This window comes from Gilvimarinus sp. 1_MG-2023 (assembly GCF_030548285.1).
Genome location: NZ_JAUOSC010000002.1, coordinates 288,814 through 313,527, shown reverse-complemented (window position 1 = coordinate 313,527; position 24,714 = coordinate 288,814). Strand labels below are relative to the sequence as shown.

Below are 24,714 nucleotides of genomic sequence, written 5' to 3'. Positions count from 1 at the left end.
AATGATTCGCATAAAAACTTAGCTATAAATAAGGGTGCAAGCTTATGAAAATGAAAATTTTAACCGCGTCAATTTTGGCCATAACTTTAGCGGGTTGTGGGGGTGATGGCGAGGATGTTTTTGAAGCGCCAGCCAATACTTCAAGCGCAGGCCCAGTAGAAAATGTTCCAGCAACGTTCACCGGTTTGACGGGTACTACTAACAATAGCACTGCAGGCGCTGTCGCAGGTTTAGTGTCGGTTACCGATTTAGATGAAGGCGAAGATGCAGTCGTGCCGTTAACGAATGAGAGCACTATGTACGGCACCTTTTCGATCGAAGCCAGCGGCGTGTGGAGCTACACCGTTGATGCATCCGACACCACGGTTGCAGGTCTGGCCGACGCTGATGATTCAGTAGTCGACTCGATTGAGCTTGAATCAGTAGATGGCACTACGGCAACCTTAGAAATTACTATTACCGGTGCCAGTGAAGCGGTTGAGACCTCTCAGGTTGCGCGCATTACCGATAGCATGACCAGCGATGCAGGTGAGCTGCGTTATAAGTTTGGCGAAGCTTTGGAGCAGGGTAAGCTGACCGCTTCATTTATGAAGGACGACAATGCTGAAACCGCCGATGGTTCAGCTAAAGATGCCTATATCGGGCTGTACGGCACAAGTACTAGTACCAGCGAGGCTTTAGTTGATTTGCGTATTCAGGAAGATCAATTTGTAATTCGCGATCAAGACGATATCGAGGTGTCAATTCCGTTTGAGCCCGGCGTGTGGACCGATGTTGAAATGACTTGGGATGCCTCTGCCGCCGATGCTAGCACTCCGCCTTTGGTAACCATCACCATTAATGGTGAGAGCGTTACTACCGATCCTTTCTCATCTGCTGCTAGTGTTCCGACTAATGTAGAAGCCGGTGTAGAGGTTGTCATCTTTAAGTTAGGTGATGATGGCTCGGTGCTGCCGGATGCCGCCTATCACGTGGATAATGTAAAAGTGTTCTCAGATATTGCCGGTACTGAAGTCGCTTTTGAAGATGACTTCGAAAGCTATGAGGCAGGCACCAAGCTGGATCCAGACGAGAATGCAGACTCTGTCTACCACAGCAATAGTGCCGAGGTAGAAGTGGCAGCGGTTGCAGTGAATGGTACTGGTGGTGGTGGAACAGGTGCCGAGTCAGGCCCTGGTGCTGCTGGCAACAAAGTGGCCCGCATGACTGACAGCATGACCAACGACAACCCCGAATTGCGTTACAAGCTTGATGAGGCGATGGTAGAGGGTAAGATCACCGCTTACTTTAACAAAGATGATATGGCTGAAACTGCCGATGGTGTTGCTAAAGATGCCTATATTGGATTATTTGGTAACAGTACCAGTACCAACCCAGCGTTACTTGACTTGCGTATTCAGGCTGATCAATACGTAATTCGCAATAAAGATTACGAAGTGCCTGTAGTTTACGAGCCGGCGGTATGGAACTATGTGGAAATCACTTGGGATGCTTCTGAGGCTGATGCGAGTACTCCACCGTTGTTGACAATTACCATCAATGGTGAAGATGTCACTGACGAGCCCTTCATGTCGACCTCGAGCATACTCACTGCGGTAGAAAATGGTGTTGAAGTAATCGCCTTTAGATTTGGTGATACCAGCTCAGTGATCCCATCGGCACAATACCGAGTGGATGAATTCAAACTTTATTCTGATAAAGAAGGCACTGTTTTAGAGTTTGAAGATGATTTCGAAAGCTACGATATTGGTATTTCATTGGATCCGGATGTTAATGAGGGTTCTATTTACCACAGTAACTCTGAAGAAGTGGTTATTGATGTAGAGTAACCGTTCCATATTTTTTATAACTGTCTTGCCCGCCCTGTGTATGCAGTGGCGGGCTTTTTTATGTCTTTGGGTGCTACTTTTATTTTATATATTTATTCTGGATTTGCGATTCGGGTGGTCAAATTGGTTAACCAGAGTGACTGTTGGTTTACAGGCGGTAATGGTATTTCTGACTATATAGCTGGCGAGTTAGGCAGGTTTGTAGCGTTGAAAGTGGGTAGAATTGTAACGCTAACAATTGAGAGAGAAAATAGCGTAACTAATTGAAATTAAAGAATATAATGGATTGTTGTCTGATGGTGTATCAAGCTTGTGACCAGCTGTATTCAAAATGGTTGACAATAAGGCAGCTGTTTGGGTAATGTTCCTGTGGCGAGAGAAAAAATTGTTCTGCCAAAAAACATATAAAATGGAGAATGAGAAGTGAGCAACGATAATAAATTTAATTTGTCCAAAGCCGTTGCGGCCATCAGTGGCGCAATGATGACGGCGTCAGCCCTGACCTTTGCCCAGGTTGCGGTTGCACAAGAAGACGACGCTATGCTGGAAGAGGTTGTCGTAACAGGCATTCGTGCCTCTCTGGCAAATGCCCTCGAGGAGAAACGCGAGTCAACTAAGCTAGTCGAAGTAATCATCGCAGATGACATTGGTAAGCTACCTGACCAAAACTTGGCTGAAGTAATGGAGAACATCACTGGTGTTCAAATTACTCGTACAGCGGGTGTAGGTACTGGTGTACAAATTCGTGGTACTACTTCAAACCGTGTAGAAGTTAATGGTGTGTCTACAGTAGGTTCTGGCTCAGGCCGTAATGGTATCAATTTTGAAGATGTTAATGCTGCAATGATTGCTGCAGTTGAAGTTATTAAATCTCCAGAAGCGAAAACTATTGAAGGCTCTGTAGGTGGTACTGTTAATTTGCGTACCATTCGTCCGCTTGATCTGAAAGAGACTTTGGGCTCAATCAGAATTCAAGGCGAAGACAGCAGTCTTAGCACTGAAGGTATTAAGCCTCGTATCTCAGGCGCTTATGGTGATAACTGGTCAACCGATGCAGGTGATTTTGGTTTCGTTATTAGCGGTAGCTACACTGAGCAGGAAGCTGTATCTTTCCGTCCTCGTGTCGATGTTGATGTTCTAGTTCAGCGTGATAATGTTGCGGCTAACGGAGTTGATACTACCGGTGCTCCAGCACAATGGCAGGGCGTTAATTTCTTAGTCCAAGAGCAAGAGAATGACGACTATGAAACCAAAAACATAGCCGCTACTTTTGAGTGGGCGCCTAGCGATAGCCTTAAGTTCTACACTGATGTGGTTATAACCGAGCAAGAGCGAAGTCGAGATCAGTATCGCTTGCAGGCATCAGGTATTGGCGGTCTGCTAAATTTCAATACCCCAACTGATTATGAAACCATTAGTTATGGCAATTTGGAAGGTCAGCAATTCCCTACTTACGATGTAGCAGTTGCAGGCGATATAAACCCAGTTATTCCAGCTAATGGAACGTTTGTTGATAAATCGGTCAACCCAAGTGATGGTAACTTCCGTACATCAAGCGAGACCGGCTCGCGTGTTACTGATAGTGAGATCTTCTCGATTGGTGGTGAATGGACTGGTGACAAGCTTACTGCAAGTTTTGAACTCGCTTCAACTACATCGGACACTTTTAGTCCTACAGTAAGTAACACCATGAACTTCCTGAACCCCAATACGCCATTGATTGCGCCAGTTGGTAGCCACTATTACGCGCTTAGTGATGCTCAACGTGCGTTGGTTATGGACGACTTTGGAGGTAATATCGCAGGTGTTCAAAATGAAATTGCAGCTGCATATCTAGCCGCTGAAGGGACTCAAGTAGATCCTTCAAGTATCCGGATTTATAATGATAACGCCTTGCCATACGAGTACGACCTAAGCGGTGGTTCTTTAGCCTTTGGTATTACAGAGGGTGGCATGTATAGTCCTTCGGCTGCTGAATTGACTGATGCAGCTAACTACGTGTTAGACGGTTATGAAATCACTTTCGATGAAACGACAAACTCGGAAGATGCGTTCCGCTTAGACTTCTCGTATGAACTCGAAATGTTTGGTGTGAACTCAGTTGATTTTGGTGTTCGTTATAATGAGTCCGAGCATGAGTATGGTCGTTCGCAAGCCAAATCAGGTTATTCCTATTTAGATGATAGTCCATTTGCTGCTAATTTTGACGATTTGCTAGTGGTTGGTCCGGATAACTTTGGTGATGCCGATGGCAGGTCGTTGTACATTTCAGACTTCATGTTGGTTGATCCTGATGCCTCTTTCTCTAATTCAGATTATGTAATCTCTAGGCTCGAAGAAGAGACGCAGGCGCACGATTCAAGCCCATCAAGCTTCGTGCCTACATTTGCAGAGTCTGGTTACCGTAAAGCGAAGGAAGAAACTACAGCGCTTTATGCACAAGCAAACTTTGAGTATGGCATCGTGCGCGGTAATGTTGGTTTCCGTTATCTTGAGACAGATGTAGCCTCTACAGGGTATGGTCCATCAGGTTTAGAGACCTTTACTGGTGGCTATGACTTTATTCTGCCACGGTTGAATTTAGTAGTTCAGCCTACTGAGGATGTCTTGGTTCGTATCGGTTACGGCTCGGATATCAGCCGTCCAAGCTTTTCTCAGCTAGCTGTAGGTTATACCTTAAGTGATAACGAAAACACCACAGTAGCGCTGGGTAACCCAGGTCTTGAGCCAGAAGAAGTAGATTCATTTGACATCGGTGTTGAGTGGTACTTTGCTCCATCTGCGGTAGTAAGCTTAGGCTACTTTGAAAAAGAGCGTACCAATATCTTCGGTACAACTTTGGAAGGTGCTAAGTTGACCCCAGTAAACAATGGCTTTGTGCGTGAAACTGACCCCAACTGTCCTGGTGGCGGTTTCTACAATCCAATTGTGAACCCAAATGTTCTGGGAACTCCTGGTCAGCTTGGGATGTGTGTTGATTTCTCTATTCCAGGTAATGATCCTGTAACAACCACGCAGTCAGGTTTTGAGTTTGCATTCCAGTATGACTTATCAAACTTTGAAGACACTCTGGGTTGGGCATCTGGCTTTGGTGTATTAACTAACTACACCATGCAAGAGTTCTCCGGCGGTTCTGCGGTAGATATTACCACTGGCCGTGGTGAGCAAGTACTTGGTTCAGGCCTTGAGTTGAAAGAAGGCCTGCTTGAGTTCTCTGAAAATGCTTATAACATCACTGCATACTATGAGAAGTACGGCTTATCTGCTCGCTTGCGTTACACCTGGCGTGAAGCGTTCCGTTCAGAAGATTTCGCAGGTGGTTCAAGTACTAACAGTACGCTGAGCTTCCCTGTTGTAAACGAAGATCGTGGACAGCTGAATGCAAGTGTATCGTATGACATCAATGACCAAATCACCGTTGGTGTTGAGGCTGTGAACCTGACAGAGGAAGGCGTGACCCAGCGTTGTGTTTCTGAATCTGGTCCGGTTTGTTTCTCAGGTTATCCTGATCGTCGTATCACCTTTGGTGGTAGCTACAGATTTTAATCTATAGCTTTGCTCTAAAGGATTAGGTGTCGCCTATGGCGGCATCTATAACGAAAAAAACCCAGCATTAGCTGGGTTTTTTTTGTTTGGGGTTTTTACATCAACGACAGTCCTTAGTCCTTTCTTAGTGTTTTCTGCGCGTGGATGTGGGTGAATATATAACATAGACGATTCACGCCACGCCACACCACATCCACATCACACCCTTTAGGTGGTTGGGTAAAGGCCTTTTTCGTATTGGTTTCTTGCAGTTTGATTGTGGGCTTTTTAATTGGCTGCAGGAAAAGAGTTTGAGGTGTGCTATTTATTGTGCTGAAGGGCATTTGCGTGATTAGTGTGCCCATATTGCAATGGTTAATTGGGTGTGACTGTTTGCGTAAATATTTAGTTTAACGTGTTCTGTTTTGCTTGAGGGAATCATAAATTAGAGGGTGGGCGGGTATTTGTAGGTGGGTTTGGCGGGTGCCGCTCAGCTGCGATTGCTTATTGAGAGGCGTTAGTAAAAGGTGTTTTAAAAGATACTGCCTGAAATGTTGTAGGACATTACCTGAGGCTAGGTGTTGGGTCTTTTGTGTGGGCGAGAAAATATCAAAGGTCTAAAGTGAATAGGTAAAAAAATGGCCCGCAAGGCGGGCCATTTAAAAGCCGCCCCGTAGGGCGGTAATTGTTGCGGGCTATTTACTGAAACTTAGCTTTTACGCCAAAGTAAATACGAGGTCCGTAGCTGTTAACCTCACCCAAGTTGTCATTGCTAAAGTGGTATTGAACCTTAGGCTCATCCAGCAAGTTAATGCCTTCCAGGCTTAGGCGTACGTTGTCGGTAATGTAGTAAGACAGGCGAGTTTCCCAGACTCCGGTATCGCCCACAAAGCGTAGGCGAGTGCCATTGGTGGTGTAGGGCTGGAAGTATTCGCTGCGGTATTTGTAGATCAAGCTGGCGTCAAAGTCGCCTACCGAGTAGTACAGCTGACCTGAGAAGACGTGCTCAGAGAAGCCCGGTACGTTGCCCGGTTCTACAATGCCAATTTTCTGAGAGGTCACTTCACCTGCTTCATTGCGAATAGTGATGTCACCGTACAGGCTGTCTTCAAACTCAAAATCTGAGTCGGCGTAGTTGTAGCTGGTTTTGAAACCAAAGCCGCTCAGGAAGCCTGGCAGGTAAGAGAAGTTGTGCGTTGCGGTTACTTCAAAGCCGGTCAGGTTGCTGGAGTCTTCATTGGTTTCGGTCAGATCGAAAGAGGCAGGCAGGATTTGCCCGTCAATGTTGAATTCCTCGGTGACGTGATTAGTCTCGAAACCACCTTGGAACTTCTTATGATACAGGCCAAAGGTGAGCATCGTGTCTTCATTGGGATACCACTCGATAGCGGCGTCGAAGCTCCACGAGGTCAGGGGGGCCAAGTAAGGGTTGCCGTCGCCACTCACGTTATTAAGCAGCTGGTCCAATGATGTGATGTTCTCTTCGTCATTGGGGGTAAAGCTACGTTGGTAGCTCATGTCGGCAGGCTCTGGGCGAGACAAGCCGCGGTAAATGGCACCGCGCAACATCAGGTCTTCACGCAGATCGACGATCACGTTTACGCTGGGCAATACTTCGGTGTAGTCGTTGCCGGCTACAACGCGTTCAAGGTCTGCGCCATCAACGGGGACTAGAGCAAGCCCAGTTTCACTGGCCGAGTCTTGAATGGTGTAGTCGGTACGGAAGCCAACAGATTCAACTTCGGTTTGCACAACGCGCACGCCAAAGTTACCACGTACAGTCTTGTTCATCAGCTCGCTGTCAAAGTCGGCCATAATGTAAGCGGCAGTAGTCGACTCGCTAACATCGGTGATGTTGGCTTTGTTGAGGGGCAGTTCGCCAAAGGCTAAATCTGTGTCATTTTCTTCTGCCAATCGCTCGGCAACACAGGCTGTATCAAACGTTGCCCAGCTGTTGGTTTCTTTAACAACATTGCCTTGTGGGTCAACGATTGTGATTAAAGCACCGTCGCGCTCGGCACCCAAAAAGTCGTCTTCCGGGAAGTCGATATAACAGCTTTCGTTAATGCTCTGAACAATACGATGATCGCTGGTGTCTAGTAAAATTTCTCTGCGGTTTTCTGGGCCCATGTCAATATATTGAAGCTCAGACTGACGAACACCACCTTTAACTCCGGTGATAACACCGTTTAAGCTTAAGTCAAAGTCTAAGCGACCAGCTTCAATAGTATTGGTGCGGTCCAGGTCATTGTCGAGACGAAGGCGGTAGTTGCTAGAGAACAAGGTGGGGTCGGTAACATCGAAATCAACGATAGTGTACTGACGAATACCCGAGTCGGTATCCCACTGAACCATGGGGCGATAGGTCGAAGTGCCAGGCTCTAACGAGGTGTCGAAATTGTCCGAACGTAACCGAAGCTTATAAAGCTGTGATTCACGAGTGGTCTCAGAGAAAGAGTAATCAGCAGAAACCGTCAGGTTATCGGTGAAGTCATAGGCGACGTTTAAACCGTAACCTGTGTACTCTTCATCTTGATAGAATAGTTCACTATTGGACTCAATTGCGGTTTCACCCTGCCAGTTGGATATGGCACCAGTATCGCTTACTACTAAGTTCTCTGGCGTGACACCGGGGGTGGTGCGCTTCATGTTGGCGAAGTTTAAGTCTTGACGTTTTTCAGCGCGAATACGCTCTGAGACTTGATAGTCAACGTTAATATCCAGCTTGTCGGTGGGCTGGAATTGTATCGCAGCAAAAATGGCTTCACGCTCGTCCGACGTGTCATTCTGGCGATAGCCGTTAGAGCTTGGGGCGAACGCATAGTTTAAGCCGTCATCGTAAGCTTTGCCTGTTTCTGGGTCTACCACGGTGTTGTAGTCGTCGTCGTCGCCAGGACCTTCACAATCATTCGCATTAGCTAGGTAATAACCACGATCTGGCGCATTGGGGTCATTGATACAGGCAAACTGGGATGTGCCGCTGGGGCTAGACATGCGCATTTCAGATTCTGGCTGAGAGATATCGCTCTGCTCGTAACCGAGAGAAATACCCAGTGCGGCACCGTTGTCGAACTCAAACTGGTCGACGTAGCTGGCACTGCCGCGCACATCAATATCGCCCGACATGGAGTTATCAATATTTTGCTGGTTGGGTTGTATGCCGCCTTTTACTTCAACCTGAAAGCGACGCTTACCGTAATCCAGTGGCTTAACGGTCTCTAGAGCGATTAAGCCGGCAACACCGCCTTCAATCAGGCTGGCGTCTTGGGTTTTGTAAATGGCGAGCTTGTTGATCAACTCCGAGGGGAACTGAGAGAAGTTAACCGAGCGGTCACCACTGCCGTTAGAAGCGGTACGTCCATTGAACGTTGTAGCGCTTAGGTAAGGGCCAAGGCCGCGAATAGAGATTTCGGTGGCGCCGCCATTTTCACGGTGAGACGAAGCGCCTGTGATATTTTCCAAGGCTTCACCGATAGACAGTGCGGGCATATCACCGATGTCGTTGGCGGACATACCGTCGACAATAGTGGTTGAGTTGCGCTTGATATCAATGGTGGTTTGAATGGTGGCGCGAGAACCGGTAACAAATACTTCTTCTACTATTTCAGAAGTGTTGTCTTCGCTGGTTTCCTGTGCCTGGGCTGCATGAATACAGGTAAGAGCGGCTAGCGTGGTAGCCAGCGCTGTGCGCTTAAATTGGCCTCGATTTTGAGCCGTCAAAGGGTGTCTATTTTTATCTTGCATGAATTCCTCCAAGGATGCCGCTATTGATTATTGTACGATAAGCGCTCTTTGGCGCCCAATTTAGTCTTTCGTGGCAGATAATATTGTCGACCAAAGTGCCTACATAAGGCAAGTGTTTTGGTCGAAAAAGGTTCAATATGGCCGACTTATTTCTATAATTGATCGATGACAGTCAATTGTGCCAAATTATAGTCGATGTGAAACATGAATAGCCCTTTGTTTAAAAGGCCTTTAAAGGGATTGAGCAGAGACAGTTGAGGTTGGTTAGACCACTTAAAAGCGTGTTTAAAAGACACCAGAATTGGTAAACCAATATGGTTGGGGCGGGCTTTGCGGGCTAATAGAGGTTGATAGGGCATTGAAGCCTATTTGTGGAAGTTTAGCCCCTATGTGTGATAGGTGAACCTTGCAATTAGCAGTTGCAGTTATATGGCGGCTGGATGGGAAGTTGTGCTTACTAACTTTGTGAAAATCCCATAAACTGCTGACCCCTTATATATTTAGGTAGAGTGAGAATATGGACTTTGGGCAATACCAATGGGCTGCAGTGGGTGTGCTGGTGTTTTCGGCCGAGGTGAGGGCTGATTTTACCAGTGAGTGGGGGGAGGCAATGGAGCCGACTTCGCTGGCGGTGTTAATTAGGGGCAGGGATCACAACGCCTCGCCTTTTGCTGGCTCAACGCTATTGAGCAATCTAAAAGAGCCGATATTGACTGACGACGAGAGCGCTCATTGGCAACAGTATCAACTTGAGTTTGAAGTGCCGCCAACCGGGGAGGTCTCACTGGAATCGCTGGAGGTGAGCTTTCTAATGACTGAGGGGGGTACTTTGTATATTCGAAACCCTGCATTAACCGAAGTCAAAGATTGAGGCGAGTTTACTAGACTTTTTTTGAGGAAGTTACACGATAGCCTAAGGGGGCTGAGTGGCAAAACAAAAAATAGCCTTTGTCTGCAATGAGTGCGGTGCCGACTACACCAAGTGGCAGGGGCAGTGCGCCGAATGCGGCAGTTGGAACAGTGTCGTTGAAATGAAGCTTGGGCCGGCCACTAAGGCGGGCGCACGTGGCGCTCAGTTTTCCGGTTATGCCGGCAATACCACTGCCAAGGTGCAGCCGTTGGCAGAAATCAGTTTGCAGGATGTTCCGCGTCTATGTTCGGGTACTGGCGAGTTTGACCGAGTGCTGGGGGGCGGTTTTGTGCCGGGCTCGGTGGTGTTAATTGGCGGCCACCCTGGTGCTGGTAAAAGTACAGTTTTATTGCAGACGCTGTGCAAGCTGGCAGAGCGGATGACCTGTCTGTATGTGACCGGTGAGGAGTCCTTACAGCAGGTGGCTATGCGGGCGAAGCGTTTATCGCTGCCAACTGATAAGCTCCAAATGCTGTCGGAAACCAGCGTTGAGCTAATAGGCCAGGCGGCGGAGCAGCTGCAGCCCCGTGTTATGGTGGTGGATTCGGTTCAGGTGGTGCATCTGGCGGAGATACAATCTGCACCTGGTTCGGTATCACAGGTTAGGGAGGCCGCGGCCTTTTTAACCCGCTTTGCCAAACAAACGGGAACGGTAGTTATTTTGGTGGGGCATGTCACCAAAGATGGCAGCCTCGCAGGGCCTAAGGTGTTGGAGCATATGATTGATTGCTCCATTTTGCTAGAGGGCTCTCACGATTCACGCTTTCGTACACTGCGGGGCAGTAAAAATCGTTTTGGGGCGGTTAATGAGCTCGGCGTTTTTGCCATGACCGAGCAAGGCATGAAAGAAGTAAGTAACCCTTCGGCCATTTTTTTGCAGCGTAGCGACGACGTATCGTCGGGCTCGGTGGTAATGGTGATGTGGGAGGGGACGCGCCCGCTGTTAGTGGAGATCCAAGCGCTGGTGGATGACAGTCATTTGGGCAATCCACGCCGGGTGGCAGTGGGGTTGGACCAAAACCGACTCTCAATGCTGCTTGCCGTGCTACATCGCCATGGAGGGGTGCTGGTGGGCGATCAGGATGTATTTGTCAATGTAGTGGGGGGCGTGCGTGTCAATGAAACCAGCGCCGATTTGGCTTTACTACTGGCCATTGTGTCCAGCTTTCGTGATCGTCCGTTGCCGCGCGACTTAATGGTGTTTGGCGAAATAGGCTTGGCGGGGGAGATCCGCCCCGTTCCCAGTGGGCAAGAGCGACTGCGCGAAGCGGCCAAACATGGCTTTAAGCGGGCGATAGTGCCCGCTGGCAATGCCCCCAAGAGCATGGAGGGCATCGAGATTGTCGCGGTGAATAAATTGGCCGATGCCTTGGCGGCGATTGAATAACCAGAAGGCTATAGCAGCGAAAGCAAGCGGTTAAAGCGCTCAACATCCGCTTCATCGGCGGGCTGACATCGAATCCCTAAAATATGCTGCTTTATATGCACCGCCTTGGCTTGCAGTGACAAGGGTAATTGTTGGCTGAGGGCATCGGGTAAATTTTCAGGTTCTAAGGTTAGGGTAAAGTCATCGCCTGGGTTGATTGCGTGATCGACCAGCAAAGCGATCTTTGCCCCAAATTGGGATATGTCGATCAAGTGTGCTTCGTAACGTTCCGTGGCGTGGGAAAGCTCGGCGTAGGCGCGTAGTGGCAACCGATCGTAATCGCGACGCTCTGGGGCTGTAAGCGTGTCTTGGGTTGAAATGTCTTGGGTCATTGTTGCAGTAACTCGGTTAATTCTCTTTCCGCCTGCTCGGCGCTGCCCAAATTTAATTCTAACAGGCGGCGCAAGTGGCGAATACTTTCTACATCGATAGATTTGCAGGCGAGCCCCACCCCGCGCTCCGATTGATGTGCCACAACAGTTTGCATGGTGATCGTGGTCTGATTGGAGAGAACCACTTTTATTTCAATAGGGTCATCTTGTTCGCAAGCATCGGGCAGTTGCGCTGCCAGTAGTGCACCCTTTATGGAGATATCGACTAACTCCGATTGCCAGTGTAGGCCGTGCTGAGACAGCTCTACTTTGACATCAAACTCTACTCTGTGAAAGCGGCGGCGCTCTTGTTCTGACATGGGCTATACCTGCTGATCTGGCATTGGGCTGAGTGCGAAAAGACGTGGTGCTTATTGGGGTAAAGTTACCTTGATCGCGATATTCGGAACGATGGTAATGGGTATAAGCGATAGTGTAGCCGAATATTGGCCGGTTTTCTGCCGGGGGCTTGGCGGCGTGGCCGCCTGATAAAGCAGCGCCACTAAAATGTGGCGTTGAGATAAAATATTAGCGGGAGCTAATGGGGCGCCCCCGCTGAATGGCTACAGTGCAATGTTAATGTTCAAACATGCCCGCGTTCAGCCACAGATGCAGAGCCACACTGGCGGCGTAGCCTAAGGCGATGACTGGAGACCACTTGAGGTGGCCAAAAAAGGTGTAGGCGCCACGCGCCTGCCCCATCAATGCCACACCTGCAGCGGAGCCAATTGATAATAAGCTACCTCCAGTGCCGGCCGTTAATGTAATGAGTAGCCAGTGACCGTGAGACATTTCAGGCTCCATGGTCAGTACCGCAAACATAACGGGGATGTTATCAATGACCGCCGAGGCAATACCTAAAATAATATTGGTATTGGTCGCGCCAAAGCCTGAATACAAAAGCTCCGACATATAGGCCAGATAGCCCATATACCCCAAGCCACCGACACACATCACTACGCCGTAAAAGAACAATAGCGTATCCCACTCTGCGCGAGCGACCCTGCCGAAGACGTCAAACGGCACCACGCTACCCAGGCGCTCCAGTGCCTGTTGGTCGCCTGAGCGTTCGGCCATAGCACGTTTGCGCGCCAAGGAGCCCGGCAGCGTGCGGCGTAGAAAATAGCCAAAAAACTGCAGGTAGCCGAGGCCGGTCATCATGCCGAGTACCGGTGGCAAGTGTAGTAATAGGTGGCACAAAACGGCGGTTAGGATGGTTAATAAAAATAAGCTCATAATGCGCAAAGCACCGCGCTTAAGTTCAACTTCTTCTTCAACCGCGACAGGTTTTCGGTTTTCCACGAAAAAGCTCATGATGGCCGCAGGAATTAAAAAATTGGCCAGTGAAGGAATGAACAGGGCCAGGAACTCGTGGAAGTCGACAATACCCGCCTGCCATACCATCAAAGTGGTGATATCGCCGAAAGGGCTGAAAGCACCACCGGCGTTAGCGGCAACGACCACATTGATACAGCACAGATTGATAAAGCGAGTGTCGTCACCGGCAACCTTAACGATCACGGCGCACATCAACAGTGCCGTGGTGAGGTTGTCGGCGATAGGGGAGATAAAAAACGACAGAAATCCTGTGAGCCAGAACAGTGTTTTATAGTTAAAGCCTTTACGTACCATCCATGCGCGTAAAACATCGAACAGGCGGCGCTCTTCCAAAGCGTTGATGTAGGTCATGGCGACCAATAGGAACAGCATTAGCTCGGCAAATTCCAGCAGAGTGTGGCGGAATGCATGCTCTGCATCGTGTGGCAAGCCGGCTTGAGAGTACATCCAGCCAATACACATCCAGATGATACCGGCGGCGATCAGCACCGGTTTGGATTTGCGTAAGTGCAGCTTCTCTTCCAGCATGACCACTATGTAGGCTACGGCAAATAAAATCAGTGCAAAATAGCCAATAGGTGAGGTGGTTAAGTCGAGCGCGCCAGTTGCGGCGTAAGTTTGCGGAGAAATGACGAGTAGGCACGCGCCAAGAATCCCCAAGACGCGATGGGTCAGTGTCAACATGATAAGTGTCCAGTGCTATGTAGTGTGGGCCGGTCGAATCATTAGGTGTTGCAAAGGGCTTGGGCTGCCCAGGTGCCGACTAATATCTAGGAAGGCGGATTTTATCATATTTTGGGGTTGGGTAAATAAGTGCAAAGCGATTGATTTTAGGGGGGAATGGTAGCGCTACCAGTCACGCCCCTGTTGAGATCTGTCAGGCATTGCCGAAAATTGTCAGAAAAATTGGCTCGCAGTGTCGGTAAGTTCACAGTTTGACCAAAACCCCGGTGCTAAGGTGCTTGCAACACGATTCATTGAGCACTGGAGTTTGCCATGATGTTTAATCGCAAAACACCTCAAGCGGCTACCGAAGCCATTCAACACGCGGGACTGGGCGCAATGAAAAGCGCAACAAATGGCGCGACGAGAGTCACCACCGGTAACCCTTTTATCAAAGATGAGGTTCAAGACAAGCGCATTACCGATGTGCCCACCTCATTGGTAAGTGCGCACGCGAGCTGGAAACCTGCCGGCTCGTGGCAGGGACGGTTTGATTTAGCCGCTTGGATGCGTCTACCTCAAGGGTGCCCAGTGCCTTTACATTTGGCGCTTCGTTATACGGATCAGCGCGGTGAACATACCGTTATGGTCGATATCTGCAAGCCGGGTTCTTACAAAAGTGTATTGCTCAATGGCAGCATTGAGGTTGTGGTGTCCGGTCGTGTGAAAGATATGGGATTGTATTTGGTCAACTTGCCGACAGACATCCCTCTCGGTCTCGAAGAGTGGCACTTTCAACCCCAAATTAAGCGCTAGTGGGCGACTAAACTTCTCTCATCCGTGGGGCTGCTATACTTCCGAAAAGGAAACCGAAAGGTGCAATTCTCGGATGAATATTGGGTCTGTATTTAGAGCGAATGCTGCCATCGTGGCATTAATGGCATTTGCGCTTCAAGCGAATAGTGAACAAAGCGCAGATCAGCAGGTGCTGATGGGCACCAACGAGGCTTCAGCTTATTCAGCGGAGTCAGTGTCGAAAGGCCAGCAAGGCGCACTCGTCTATGTCGATTGCATTTTTAACCGACTCCCCTATCGGTTAAAAATGCAATTTCAACCTTGGCGACGGGTTCAGCAAGAAGTGCGCAAGGGTGCAGTGGCGGGCTTTTTTACTGCCATGCCCAGTCCGGTTTTTGATCAGTTTGCTCGTCTATCGAATCCCTTGGTTTTGGAGAAATGGTATTGGTTCTCACGCACTGGTACCTCGTCAGTGGCCGACCTGAAAAACATTCGCACCGGGGCCATTCTAGGAAGTCACCAGCAGCAGTGGTTGGAGTTTAACGGGGTAACCGACTATTTGGCCGCGCAAGATTTGCCGCAATTGATCAAGTTATTAATGGCGGGCCGAATAAATGTCATTTTGGCAGACTTCAACCACTTTCAACAGGCGGCGGCTTCGCTAGAGTTGTCGCCGGATGTCTATCAATCCCAATTCTTCCGCTATGTGCCGCTCGGCGTCTATTTTGGGCATCACTTCTTAGAGCAAAATCCACGTTTTTTTAAGCAGTTTAACCAGCAAATCCCACGTTGTGTGCCAAAAGGTTTTGCCTTATCTAAACAAGAAAAGTCACTGATTTACGACCGCCTCAGTAAGGTCGTTAACCATTGGCTGGGGCATCAGCTGTTACAGGAAAGGCTGCTATGGCATAAAAAACAGGAACCTCTTAGTAAAGCAGAGATTCATAGCCGCGATCATACATGGCGTAAAGCCTTTGCCGAGGGTGATTTTGAGCCGATGCTGGCAATGCAAGACAGTAAGCTCGCAGGGTTTGTCTCACTTTGGCAAAACCAAGAGGCGTATATTACCGAGCTTATTATCACTAATCGCCAGGGCGTGAACGTAGCGGTGGCACCTTACACATCAGATTACTGGCAAGGTGACGAAACCAAACATATTAAAGGCATGGCGCTGAATGTAGGGCAGTGGTGGTTTGACGATGTGGTCTACGACCAATCTACCCGCCGATTTCAAAGTCAACTTAGCTTGCCAATCGACATTGACGATGAACGGCTTGGCGTTATAACAATCGGTATCGATATCGAAAAAGCCCTAGAGGGCCTTGAATTCTAAGCGCTGTGAATATGGTTCGGCTATAGATCGATAATAAGACGGGTAGCTTTTGCCAATGTTTTACTTACATATAACCGATTGATTATTGTAAAACTTGCACAGGCTTTATTGGTATTGTCGCTAAGCTGCCGTGTGGCATGGCTTACAATACAGTGGTAAATCGGTCTTAATTTTGCACTTTGTTGTGGTGGCAACGAGGGATCCCAACCACCGACAATAGAGTAAGTTATGGCAGACGCGACGCAAAAACCCATTGTTATCATCACCGGCTGTGCTGGCAATCTAGGCAGCAGTTTGGTCACCAAGTTACAGCAGCAATATACGGTTGTTGGCCTCGATCGGAACGAAGCTCCCCTAGCTGATGCCAGCTACCCACTTGATTTAACCTCTGCTGACTCGGTTAAGCTCGCACTCGAGCGCTTCGCACACGATCACGGTCGCACCGTTGCAGCGGTTATCCACTTGGCGGCTTATTTTGATTTCACTGGTGAGAAGTCTCCGCTGTACGATGCAGTAAACGTGCAGGGAACTAAAAACTTACTACAGGCGCTCGAAGGTTTTGAGGTCGAGCGCTTTGTTTACTCGGGTACAATGCTCGTTCATAAACCTGGTGTGCCGGGGCAAAAAATCACCGAGCAAACGCCTATTGACCCCAGTTGGGCCTACCCAGAATCCAAAGCTGAAACCGAATCGGTCATTACCGAATATGCCAGTATGCCCTATAGTTTGCTGCATTTAGCGGGGCTGTATGACGAGCAAATGGCGGTGCCGACGCTGTCGCACCAGATCGCGCGCATTTATGAAGACAGCTTAAAAAGCCATGTGTACGCGGGCAACGTTGGGGCGGGGCAGGCGTTTATTCATCGCGATGACCTAATGGCGCTGTTTTCTCGCGTGGTGGAAAAGCGCAACGATCTACCTCGCGAGCACGTCTTACTCGCCGGTGAAGAGCAAGCCATTAGCTATGAAGCATTGCAGAATCGGATCGGTGCGCTTTTGCATGGTGAGGAAAGTTGGGAGACCCGCACAGTGCCCGAGGGTTTGGCAAAAGCAGGGGCATGGCTAGAGGCGCGTGCAGAGCCGGCGGTGCCTGACGATTTTGATAAAGGCGAGAAGCCTTTTATTCGCGCCTTTATGATCGATATGGCCTCCGATCACTACGAGCTGGACTGCTCTAACGCGAAACAAGAGCTCGACTGGACGGCTCAAAAAAACGTGTACGACGAGTTAAAAGCGCTGATTAACAGTTTACATGATGACCCGCTCAAGTGGTACAAAACTAACGGCATTACGCCACCAGACTGGATGACATCAGCGGCGCAAAAAAAGCAAAACCCCGATAACCTATTAAATAAGTATCACGACTATATTGCGTGCGCCCACTATCGCAACTTGTGGGCACCGTTTTTAACCATTGCTCTCGGGCTTTGGCTGATCGCCTCGCCCGAAGCAATGGGTTACGGCGACGCCCCGCTGGCCATTAGCGATCGAATCTGCGGCGTTTTGTTAGCCTTGCTTGGTACCATGGCGATTAGCTGGCGCTTGCGAGCCGTACGCTGGGCTAGTGTACTGGTCGGGCTATGGTTAATGTTCGCACCACTTGTGTTTTGGACACCCAGCGCCGCGGCGTATTTAAACGGCACCGTCATGGGGATGTTGGCAATCGGTTTTGCGGCTCTTGTCCCCCCAATTGTCGGAGTGTCACCTGCCGCCGAAATGAGCGGCCCGACGACTCCACCCGGTTGGCGTGTTAACCCCTCTAGCTGGTTTCAGCGCGCGCCTATTATTGTATTGGCCTTAGTTGGGTTTCTTATTTCACGCTATTTAACCGCGTATCAGCTGGGGCATATAGATGGCGTATGGGAGCCATTTTTTAGCGGGCCTAACGCGGCCGACAAAAATGGTACCGAAGAAATCATTACCTCTAGTGTCTCCGAGGCGTGGCCAGTACCTGATGCGGGGCTCGGTGCGCTTACCTACATGTTAGAAATTCTTACTGGTTTGCTCGGCTCTACCAGGCGCTGGCGTACTATGCCGTGGCTGGTGGTGTTATTTGGTTTTATGATTGTGCCGCTCGGTATCGTCTCCATTACTTTTATTATTATTCAGCCGATAGTCATTGGCACTTGGTGTACCTTGTGTCTAATTGGTGCGTTGGCCATGCTAGTGCAAATCCCTTACTCCTTGGATGAGCTTATCGCCACGGGGCAATTTTTAAAACGCTGCAAAAAAGACGGCAAGCCGGTACTAAAAATATTCTTTGTGGGTGATACCGACGAAGGAAAAACCACCCAAGAGCCGGATGATTTTACCCGATCACCGCTCACAATAATCAAAGACATGGTGGGCGGCGGTGTTACCGTACCCTTAAGCTTATTCGCCGCAATACTTGTTGGCCTGTGGTTAATGTTTACTCGTTTAACCTTAGGCCACGATGGTGAGCTTGCCAATTGGGAGCATTTAATCGGGGCATTAGTCTTAACTGTGAGTGTTTGCGCTTTCGCTGAGGTTGCCCGGCCTTTGCGTTATGGGTTAATTGTGTTAGCCCTTATGCTATTGCCCGCGCCATTCTTTGCCGGTGCAAGCCTAGTCGCGTATATAAGTTCTGGGGTTTGTGCTCTAACACTTATTGCCTTGGCCTTAGTACCACTGTCAGTAAAGGGTGAGTACGGCGATTGGAGTAATTTGTTACAGAGAGAAAAGATTTTCGGTGGTTAATGGTTATGGCGTGTCCTACAGCGAACGCAGGGCACCTAGTAATAATAGTTGGTACAGCTTTTCAGTCGGCTTACTGGGTGCGGCAAGCTCCATTCGGGTGAGTTCATCGAGGTGATTTTTCGGATGAGTGGTTAAGCCAAGGCGCAACAAATTAACGGTAGCTTTATTGGTGCCAACTGTCTCAGATAGTAAGTTTAATGCACGGCTTAATCGTTGCTCGGTATCTGTAAAATCGCTCCCTAAAGGAAAGTGCTTAAGAGTGTTCTCTTTAAATGCTCCCGCTAACAGCCCATTTAAATGCTCGGGCGTATTGCGGCAAAAGGCGGCCGGCACTTGATAGCTCTGGGGCAGCTTACCCCACGCTTTGGCCTCGCTTACCAGTTGCTCTTGAAAACGCGAATCGGCAATCTCAATCATAGCGGCAATAACTTCGGCATCGCTCTTACCGCGTAAATCAGCCACGCCATATTCGGTAGCCACGATATCGCGCAGGTGGCGCGGAATCGTTGTGTGACCGTACTGGCTTACAATATTGGATGAAACTTTGCCAGCGCGCTTACGTGTCGCTCGCACCGTAATAATAGAGCGTGCGTTTTGTAAGGTATGAGCTTGCGCCACAAAGTCGTACTGGCCACCCACACCACTGATTACTTGGCCATTTTCTAAGCCATCGGATGTGACTGCGCCGTCGGTGGTGGCTTTCATAGCACAGTTTATAAATCGAGCGTGTTGGCGCGCTTGACGTTTGTCCTGTTCGCTGCCGTGGGCGTGATCATGCACATCGTTAATATAGTTGACCGGCATCATCGCGATCTGATCGCGCTTGTTTTGGGGGAGCGCCTGAAGCTGACGATAAAACAGCGGGCTACCCATAAAAAAACCTGCGTGCAAGCAGTAGCCGTTGACGGTGCGTTTAAGAATCCCCGCCTCCAATAATTCGATAAATCCTTCCACCAGCATTTCACTTAAGCCGTATAGGCCTTGTTTAAAGGGTTCGCTCTCGCCGTTTGGCCAGCTGGCCGAACACTGCAGCTGATCGGTTAACTGTTTAAAGGCTTGGGGCGAGTTGTGTCGCAGCACGAGTGCTGCGGCAATAGCATTGCCGATGGAGCCAATGCCAATCTGCAGGGTGCCGCCGTCCGGTATCAAGCGCGTGCAGTGCAGAGCAATAGCGTGATCGGCGTTGCTTACCGGTTGGTGTGGCGGCATAAAGAGTGCAAAATCATAGGCTGGGTCGTCCAACACCAAATCGAGCTCGGAGCTGTCGCGTACGGCTGCGCCGCCTAAAAATGGCAGCTGGCGGTTTACTTGCGCGGCCATAACAAAGTCGATTTTGCCGCGGCTGCGTTTATCGAGTAAATCCACACTAATGTCTGGGTTAGAGCTTAAGCTGTAATGCTCGCCCAGTGCGCCGTGCGAGTGCTCGGGCGCGACTTGCTGGGTAATCACGTTAACCCCTGCGCTTATTAAGTAATCCAACGCGTGGGTATAGTTAACCGAGGTGTAATTTTGTTGCACTGAATTGCAGCCTATCCAAGCGGCAGGTTGCAAGAAGAATTCGGTTACAGAGATATTGCTGGGCAGAGAATTATCTTTTAGCGCTTGAGCGTATTCAAGTCGCGGGTAGCCGGCAAAAAATCGTTCTTGGAGTGGCTCTAAAAAGCGGCGGCCTAACTCGTTGGGTGCGGTAGGCGGCTCTAGTGTTAGGGCAGTATAAATATTGAGGGTTAGGCTGGTATCTATACAGGCCCGCTGGTAAAGCGCGTTGACTAGGTGGTTGGCTTTACCCAAACCGAGCGGTAGGCCAAGCACAATGTGCTTACCTACCCGCTCGATTATTTCATCAACGACTGTATCGGGGCTGCTGCAAGGCTTCATTGCACCTCGGTAGACCAGCCGGCGTCGGGTGTATAACGTTCACCGTGTTGTTCGGCCAGTGTTTCCAGCTCAGCTTTAATGGCCATGTAACCCCGACTTTGGCTGTAGTGCATGGGGCCACCTCGGAAGGGCGCAAAGCCGGTGCCAAAAATCATGGCGCCGTCGAGCAAGTCGGCGTCGTCAATCACGCCTTCACGCAAGCAAGCCATGCAGGTGTTGAGCATGGGCAGTAACAAGCGGTCAGTAAGGTTGTCCGGCCCGCTGGCGACATTGGCCAATTTTTTGGCTTTACCTTTTTCCCACACGTACAAGCCTTTACCCGACTTTTTACCGACATCGCCTTTTTCAACTTTATCGGTTAACCACTGCGGTACTGCAGGCATGGGTTGTTCTAGCCCGGCATTGAGCATCTCGGCGACGCCCATGCAAATATCCAGGCCGACGATATCCGCCAGTTCGACTGGCCCCATTGGCATGCCAAATTTCTCGGCGGCGCGGTCGATGGTTTCGGGGGCAACGCCTTCATCCATTAAAACCATGGCCTCCAGCAAATAAGGGGTTAACGCACGGTTAACCAGAAAACCCGGCGTGCCGGTCACTGGGGTGGGTAATCGTTTGATCTGCCCGGCAAATGCCAATGCTGTGTGATAGGTGATGTCGCTAAGCTTACTGTGGCGCACAATCTCCAATAGTTGCATTTGCGATACTGGATTAAAAAAGTGTAGGCCCACTAAACGACTCGGGTCTTGCAGCTCTTGTTGTAAATCATCCAGTGGAATACTGGAGGTGTTGGTAGCCAAAATGGCACCGTCTTTTAACAGTGGCTCAACCTGGCTATACACCTGCCGCTTAATCTCAATTTTCTCGGGTACCGCTTCAATCACAATGTCCGCGTGACGAGCGCCACTGTGAGTTAAGTCGGGAATCAATCGGTCGAGTACCGCGCGTTTTTCGGCGGGGCTTAAGTGTTTTTTATCGCACAGCTTGGCAGTTCGAGCCACGGCTTTACCGATGATCTCGGCCTTCATGTCAAACAGTGTGACGGTTAACCCTTGCAGTGCGCACCAGCCAGCGATGTCACCACCCATGGCGCCGGCACCGATAACATGTACGTGTTGAGCGGGTGTGATGGAAGTTCCGGTTTTCGCCTGTTTTTTTAAGTTCTCTTGTAGAAAAAACACGCGTACCAAGTTGCGCGATGTATCGCTGACCAGTAACTGGCAGAAAGAGTCAATTTCCGCATGTAGCATGGCTTGGGTATCACTGCCGTGGGTAAGCCATAAATCAATGAGCTGATTGGGCGCAGGGTAGTGCTGCGGTGGCGCTTTCTTTTGCGCTTGTTGGCGCATTTTCTTAGCTAGCAGTTTGCGTGCCGGTGCGCTGTTTAAAAGTTTGAATGTAAGTCCGTGTTTTTTGTGCGACAGTTTTCCCTCAATGGCGGCTGCCAGGGCATTTTCCAGATGTCGCTCAGGAACCAATGCATCAATTAACCCTTGTCGCTTGGCTTGTTTGTCGCGCAAGTTTTTACCGGTAAGCATAAGTGTCATGGCATCGACGGGGTTTAGCAATGCTAAGCTGCGTGCGGTACCACCAAGGCCAGGGTGCAGTCCCAACAGTATTTCGGGAAATCCGTAGCGCGATCCGGTGACCCCAATACGGTAATCGCAGCATAATGCCAGTTCAAGTCCGCCGCCAAAGCAATGCCCGTGTACAATTGCAACGGTGGTAAAAGGGAGGTCTGCTAATCGATTGGCAATGCCGTGCGCCGCTTCTAATTTTTCGTGTGCGGCCTCAACCGAGTCGAGTTGACCAAACTCTTTGATATCCGCGCCCACGCAAAAATTGCTCTGCTTGGCGGATCGAATGACTAATGCAGCGGGTTTATCCACTTGCAGCGTCATCACTATTTCATCCAGTTCTTCCAGTACGGCTTGTGATAGGACATTGACATCTGAGTCTTCACAGTCAAACAACAGCCAAGCGATTTTGTGCTCATCCAGTTTGAGTTGCCAGTGTTTCCAAGCTGAGGTCAGTTGTTCATTGTGCTCACGAAAGGGACCGAGTAATTTTTCGCGCCCGGCCAAGCTGTTAAGTATGATACCGTTCATAAATCCTCCAGGCCCTTAAACCAGTTCAATTAGCATGGCGCCAGCTTGGCCGCCACCGATGCATTGCGTGGCGATGCCGCGTTTGAGATTGTTGCGCTTTAGAGCATTCATTAAATGCAGCACAATACGGTTACCGCTGGTGCCTACGGGGTGCCCCATACTGATAGCGCCGCCGTCGATATTTAGTTTGTCGGTGTCGAATTGCCCCAGCACCTGATCACTGTTGAATACCGCCTGGCAAAAGTCAGGGTCATTCCACGCTTTTAAACAGCCCAGAACTTGAGCGGCAAATGCCTCGTTTAATTCCAGCAAATCAATATCATCTAGCGTCATTTTATTACGTAGAGCCAATCGCCCTGCGCTGACGGCCGGCCCCAGGCCCATAATCTCGGGTTCCAGCCCGGACCACTCGCTGTCTTTGATTTGCGCGATAGGCGTTAGCTGGTGTTTTTCCAGTGCCTCTTCAGAGGCCAGCATTAGCCAACTGGCGCCATCGGTAATTTGTGAACTGTTGCCCGCGGTGACTTTGCCGTAAGGGCGTTCAAATACTGGGCGCAGCTTGGCGAGCTTCTCGACTGCACTGTCGGGTCGCACACCATCATCCTCACTAAAGACACTCCCATCGGGGGCAAATAGTGGCACGACTTCATTGTTTAGCCAGCCTTCCTCTTGCGCCCGGTGTAAACGCAAATGGCTGGCGACAGCGTATTCATCGGCCTCTTGCCGACTGATATTGAAAAGATTGGCCACGACTTCTGCGGTTTGCCCCATATTAAGCTCTACCACTGGGTCGGTCAGCCCCAATTTGAGGCTGAGCACGGGCTTGAGGTAGCCGGTCTTGAAGCTAGCCAACTGCTTGAGTTTGGCTGGTAGGCTGCGCGCAAGGCCGAACTCGGCGAGCCACTGGGTGGCGTGCGGAGTCAACATAAGTGGCGCGTGACTGAGTGCCTCGGTACCGCCGGCGAGCACCAAGTCCTGTCGCCCTTCGCGGATATAGCGATAAGCGGTATCAATGGATTGCATACCCGAGCCGCAATTAATTTGCATGGTAAATGCGGGTGTGGTTTCACTTAGTCCCAGCCTAAGTGCTGCGATACGTGCCGGATTCATCTCGCTGGCGATGACATTGACACAGCCTAAGATGACCTGATCAAAAGCATTGCTCGGTAGTGCGTGACGCTGCAATAGAGCTCGGCCGGATTGCACCGCGAGATCGACCGGGCTAAAGGGGCCCGGTTTACCGCGTGCTTTGATAAAAGGCGTGCGCGCCCCGTCTACCAGATAGACGGGGCGCGCACGTTCTGCAGCCTTAGTTGTTGGGCTCATGGTCATTCCTATAGTCCTATCGGCAGTTGGTCGAACAGCAGGCTCGGCCTCAATGAACCGAGCAGCCATGATGATCAAGTATGGCGCAAAATCAATGAGTTTGCTAAAGCATAGAGTGTTCCAGCTCGCTTGCCCACCTATTGGCAATGGGGGCGGTATAGCGGCTTGCCAGTTTTGCAATTTTTTCGCCGGGCAGACGCAAAGCTTACAAAAATTGAGAGTTTACAGCCAATAACCTGCCTATTAAGCGCGTTTGGTGGCTTGGCCCTGACTTTGCAGAATTCTGACTGCCAAACATGATTATTCCATCCCGAAGGAGGATATATGCAAGTGCAAGATTTGATGACCAAAAAACCGGAATATCTCGATTCGGAGGCAACCATTCGCGAAGCCGCCGAGCGCATGAAGGACACTGGGCGCGGTTTTACCCCGGTAGCCGACAGTGAAAAGCTGGTTGGTATTATTACCGATCGTGATATCGCTATTCGCGCCACCGCGCAAGGCATGAGCCCAAATGATAAAGTCGGCTCGATTGCTACGGCCCAGGTTTTGTATTGTTATGCCGAAGATGATGTGCGCGATGTATTACAAAATATGCACGATCAAAAAATTCAGAGGTTGGTGGTGCTTAACAACGAAAAAAATAAGGATTTTGTGGGGGTGGTAACTCTTGGCGATATTGCCACGGCTTGTAATGATGACGATATTGGCCGCCGGGTGGTCACCGCTTGTCGTCACTATCATTAGGCG

15 protein-coding genes are annotated in these 24,714 nt (G+C 49.8%); 8 read left to right on the top strand and 7 right to left on the bottom strand.

Annotated features, from left to right (window positions below; all coding sequences use genetic code 11):
* Positions 1 to 44 precede the first annotated feature (44 nt).
* Entirely contained in the window at positions 45 to 1,829 is a 1,785-nt protein-coding gene (locus Q4563_RS04185) for a VCBS domain-containing protein (RefSeq protein ID WP_303603701.1), read from the top strand.
* 423 nt (positions 1,830 to 2,252) lie between these two features.
* Positions 2,253 to 5,375 carry a TonB-dependent receptor gene (locus Q4563_RS04180; protein ID WP_215976863.1) on the top strand — a complete coding sequence of 1,041 codons (3,123 nt, stop codon included), beginning with the start codon at positions 2,253 to 2,255 and terminating at the stop codon, positions 5,373 to 5,375.
* Positions 5,376 to 6,053: 678 nt separating this feature from the next.
* On the opposite strand, the gene Q4563_RS04175 is transcribed toward Q4563_RS04180, so the two are convergent.
* Positions 6,054 to 9,098 carry a TonB-dependent receptor gene (locus Q4563_RS04175; RefSeq protein ID WP_303603700.1) on the bottom strand — a complete coding sequence of 1,015 codons (3,045 nt, stop codon included), beginning with the start codon at positions 9,096 to 9,098 and terminating at the stop codon, positions 6,054 to 6,056.
* Between the two features lie 517 nt (positions 9,099 to 9,615).
* On the opposite strand from Q4563_RS04175, the gene Q4563_RS04170 reads away from it, so the two are divergent.
* Together Q4563_RS04170 and radA are read left to right on the top strand one after the other, a co-directional pair.
* Positions 9,616 to 9,969, top strand: a complete 354-nt coding sequence (locus Q4563_RS04170; protein ID WP_303603699.1) for a hypothetical protein — start codon at positions 9,616 to 9,618, stop codon at positions 9,967 to 9,969.
* A 55-nt stretch (positions 9,970 to 10,024) separates the two neighbouring features.
* On the top strand, positions 10,025 to 11,395 hold the full coding sequence (gene radA / locus Q4563_RS04165) for a DNA repair protein RadA (RefSeq protein ID WP_303603698.1): 1,371 nt from the start codon (positions 10,025 to 10,027) through the stop codon (positions 11,393 to 11,395).
* A gap of 8 nt (positions 11,396 to 11,403) precedes the next feature.
* Here the strand turns inward: radA and Q4563_RS04160 are convergent, their stop codons facing one another.
* The 3 genes from Q4563_RS04160 to nhaD form a co-directional block, all read right to left on the bottom strand.
* Entirely contained in the window at positions 11,404 to 11,766 is a 363-nt protein-coding gene (locus tag Q4563_RS04160; RefSeq protein WP_303603697.1) for a PilZ domain-containing protein, read from the bottom strand.
* Positions 11,763 to 12,125, bottom strand: a complete 363-nt coding sequence (locus tag Q4563_RS04155; protein ID WP_215976868.1) for a PilZ domain-containing protein — start codon at positions 12,123 to 12,125, stop codon at positions 11,763 to 11,765. Before Q4563_RS04155 ends, Q4563_RS04160 begins: the two co-directional genes overlap by 4 nt.
* A 256-nt stretch (positions 12,126 to 12,381) precedes the next feature.
* Positions 12,382 to 13,827 carry a sodium:proton antiporter NhaD gene (gene nhaD, locus Q4563_RS04150; RefSeq protein WP_215976869.1) on the bottom strand — a complete coding sequence of 482 codons (1,446 nt, stop codon included), beginning with the start codon at positions 13,825 to 13,827 and terminating at the stop codon, positions 12,382 to 12,384.
* 312 nt (positions 13,828 to 14,139) lie between these two features.
* On the opposite strand from nhaD, the gene Q4563_RS04145 reads away from it, so the two are divergent.
* The 3 genes from Q4563_RS04145 to Q4563_RS04135 all read left to right on the top strand — a co-directional run bounded on the left by Q4563_RS04145 (position 14,140) and on the right by Q4563_RS04135 (position 18,652).
* Positions 14,140 to 14,622, top strand: a complete 483-nt coding sequence (locus Q4563_RS04145; protein ID WP_215976870.1) for a hypothetical protein — start codon at positions 14,140 to 14,142, stop codon at positions 14,620 to 14,622.
* Positions 14,623 to 14,695: 73 nt separating this feature from the next.
* A complete protein-coding gene (locus tag Q4563_RS04140; protein WP_303603696.1) occupies positions 14,696 to 15,934 on the top strand; it encodes a substrate-binding periplasmic protein in 1,239 nt (412 codons plus the stop codon).
* A 228-nt stretch (positions 15,935 to 16,162) separates the two neighbouring features.
* On the top strand, positions 16,163 to 18,652 hold the full coding sequence (locus tag Q4563_RS04135) for a vitamin K epoxide reductase family protein (RefSeq protein ID WP_303603695.1): 2,490 nt from the start codon (positions 16,163 to 16,165) through the stop codon (positions 18,650 to 18,652).
* Positions 18,653 to 18,667: 15 nt separating this feature from the next.
* Here the strand turns inward: Q4563_RS04135 and Q4563_RS04130 are convergent, their stop codons facing one another.
* The 3 genes from Q4563_RS04130 to Q4563_RS04120 are packed head-to-tail and all read right to left on the bottom strand — an operon-like array spanning position 18,668 to position 23,964.
* Positions 18,668 to 20,530, bottom strand: a complete 1,863-nt coding sequence (locus tag Q4563_RS04130; protein WP_303603694.1) for an acetyl-CoA hydrolase/transferase C-terminal domain-containing protein — start codon at positions 20,528 to 20,530, stop codon at positions 18,668 to 18,670.
* Positions 20,527 to 22,638 carry a 3-hydroxyacyl-CoA dehydrogenase NAD-binding domain-containing protein gene (locus Q4563_RS04125; RefSeq protein WP_303603693.1) on the bottom strand — a complete coding sequence of 704 codons (2,112 nt, stop codon included), beginning with the start codon at positions 22,636 to 22,638 and terminating at the stop codon, positions 20,527 to 20,529. The genes Q4563_RS04130 and Q4563_RS04125 overlap by 4 nt, the downstream gene beginning before the upstream one ends.
* 15 nt (positions 22,639 to 22,653) lie before the next feature.
* Positions 22,654 to 23,964: an acetyl-CoA C-acetyltransferase gene (locus tag Q4563_RS04120; RefSeq protein WP_303603692.1), complete on the bottom strand. Its 1,311-nt coding sequence runs from the start codon at positions 23,962 to 23,964 to the stop codon at positions 22,654 to 22,656.
* A gap of 324 nt (positions 23,965 to 24,288) precedes the next feature.
* Between Q4563_RS04120 and Q4563_RS04115 the strand changes: the two genes are divergently transcribed.
* Positions 24,289 to 24,711 (top strand): CBS domain-containing protein, encoded by a 423-nt coding sequence (locus tag Q4563_RS04115; RefSeq protein WP_215976876.1) that lies wholly within the window; start codon positions 24,289 to 24,291, stop codon positions 24,709 to 24,711.
* Positions 24,712 to 24,714: the final 3 nt, after the last annotated feature.

Coding starts and splice junctions, on each gene's coding strand:
- Q4563_RS04185 (WP_303603701.1), top strand. CDS start 45: ATGAAAATGAAAATTTTAACCGCGTCAATTTTGGCCATAACTTTAGCG.
- Q4563_RS04175 (WP_303603700.1), bottom strand. CDS start 9,098: ATGCAAGATAAAAATAGACACCCTTTGACGGCTCAAAATCGAGGCCAA.
- Q4563_RS04170 (WP_303603699.1), top strand. CDS start 9,616: ATGGACTTTGGGCAATACCAATGGGCTGCAGTGGGTGTGCTGGTGTTT.
- Q4563_RS04160 (WP_303603697.1), bottom strand. CDS start 11,766: ATGACCCAAGACATTTCAACCCAAGACACGCTTACAGCCCCAGAGCGT.
- Q4563_RS04155 (WP_215976868.1), bottom strand. CDS start 12,125: ATGTCAGAACAAGAGCGCCGCCGCTTTCACAGAGTAGAGTTTGATGTC.
- nhaD (WP_215976869.1), bottom strand. CDS start 13,827: ATGTTGACACTGACCCATCGCGTCTTGGGGATTCTTGGCGCGTGCCTA.
- Q4563_RS04145 (WP_215976870.1), top strand. CDS start 14,140: ATGATGTTTAATCGCAAAACACCTCAAGCGGCTACCGAAGCCATTCAA.
- Q4563_RS04140 (WP_303603696.1), top strand. CDS start 14,696: ATGAATATTGGGTCTGTATTTAGAGCGAATGCTGCCATCGTGGCATTA.
- Q4563_RS04135 (WP_303603695.1), top strand. CDS start 16,163: ATGGCAGACGCGACGCAAAAACCCATTGTTATCATCACCGGCTGTGCT.
- Q4563_RS04130 (WP_303603694.1), bottom strand. CDS start 20,530: ATGAAGCCTTGCAGCAGCCCCGATACAGTCGTTGATGAAATAATCGAG.
- Q4563_RS04125 (WP_303603693.1), bottom strand. CDS start 22,638: ATGAACGGTATCATACTTAACAGCTTGGCCGGGCGCGAAAAATTACTC.
- Q4563_RS04120 (WP_303603692.1), bottom strand. CDS start 23,964: ATGAGCCCAACAACTAAGGCTGCAGAACGTGCGCGCCCCGTCTATCTG.
- Q4563_RS04115 (WP_215976876.1), top strand. CDS start 24,289: ATGCAAGTGCAAGATTTGATGACCAAAAAACCGGAATATCTCGATTCG.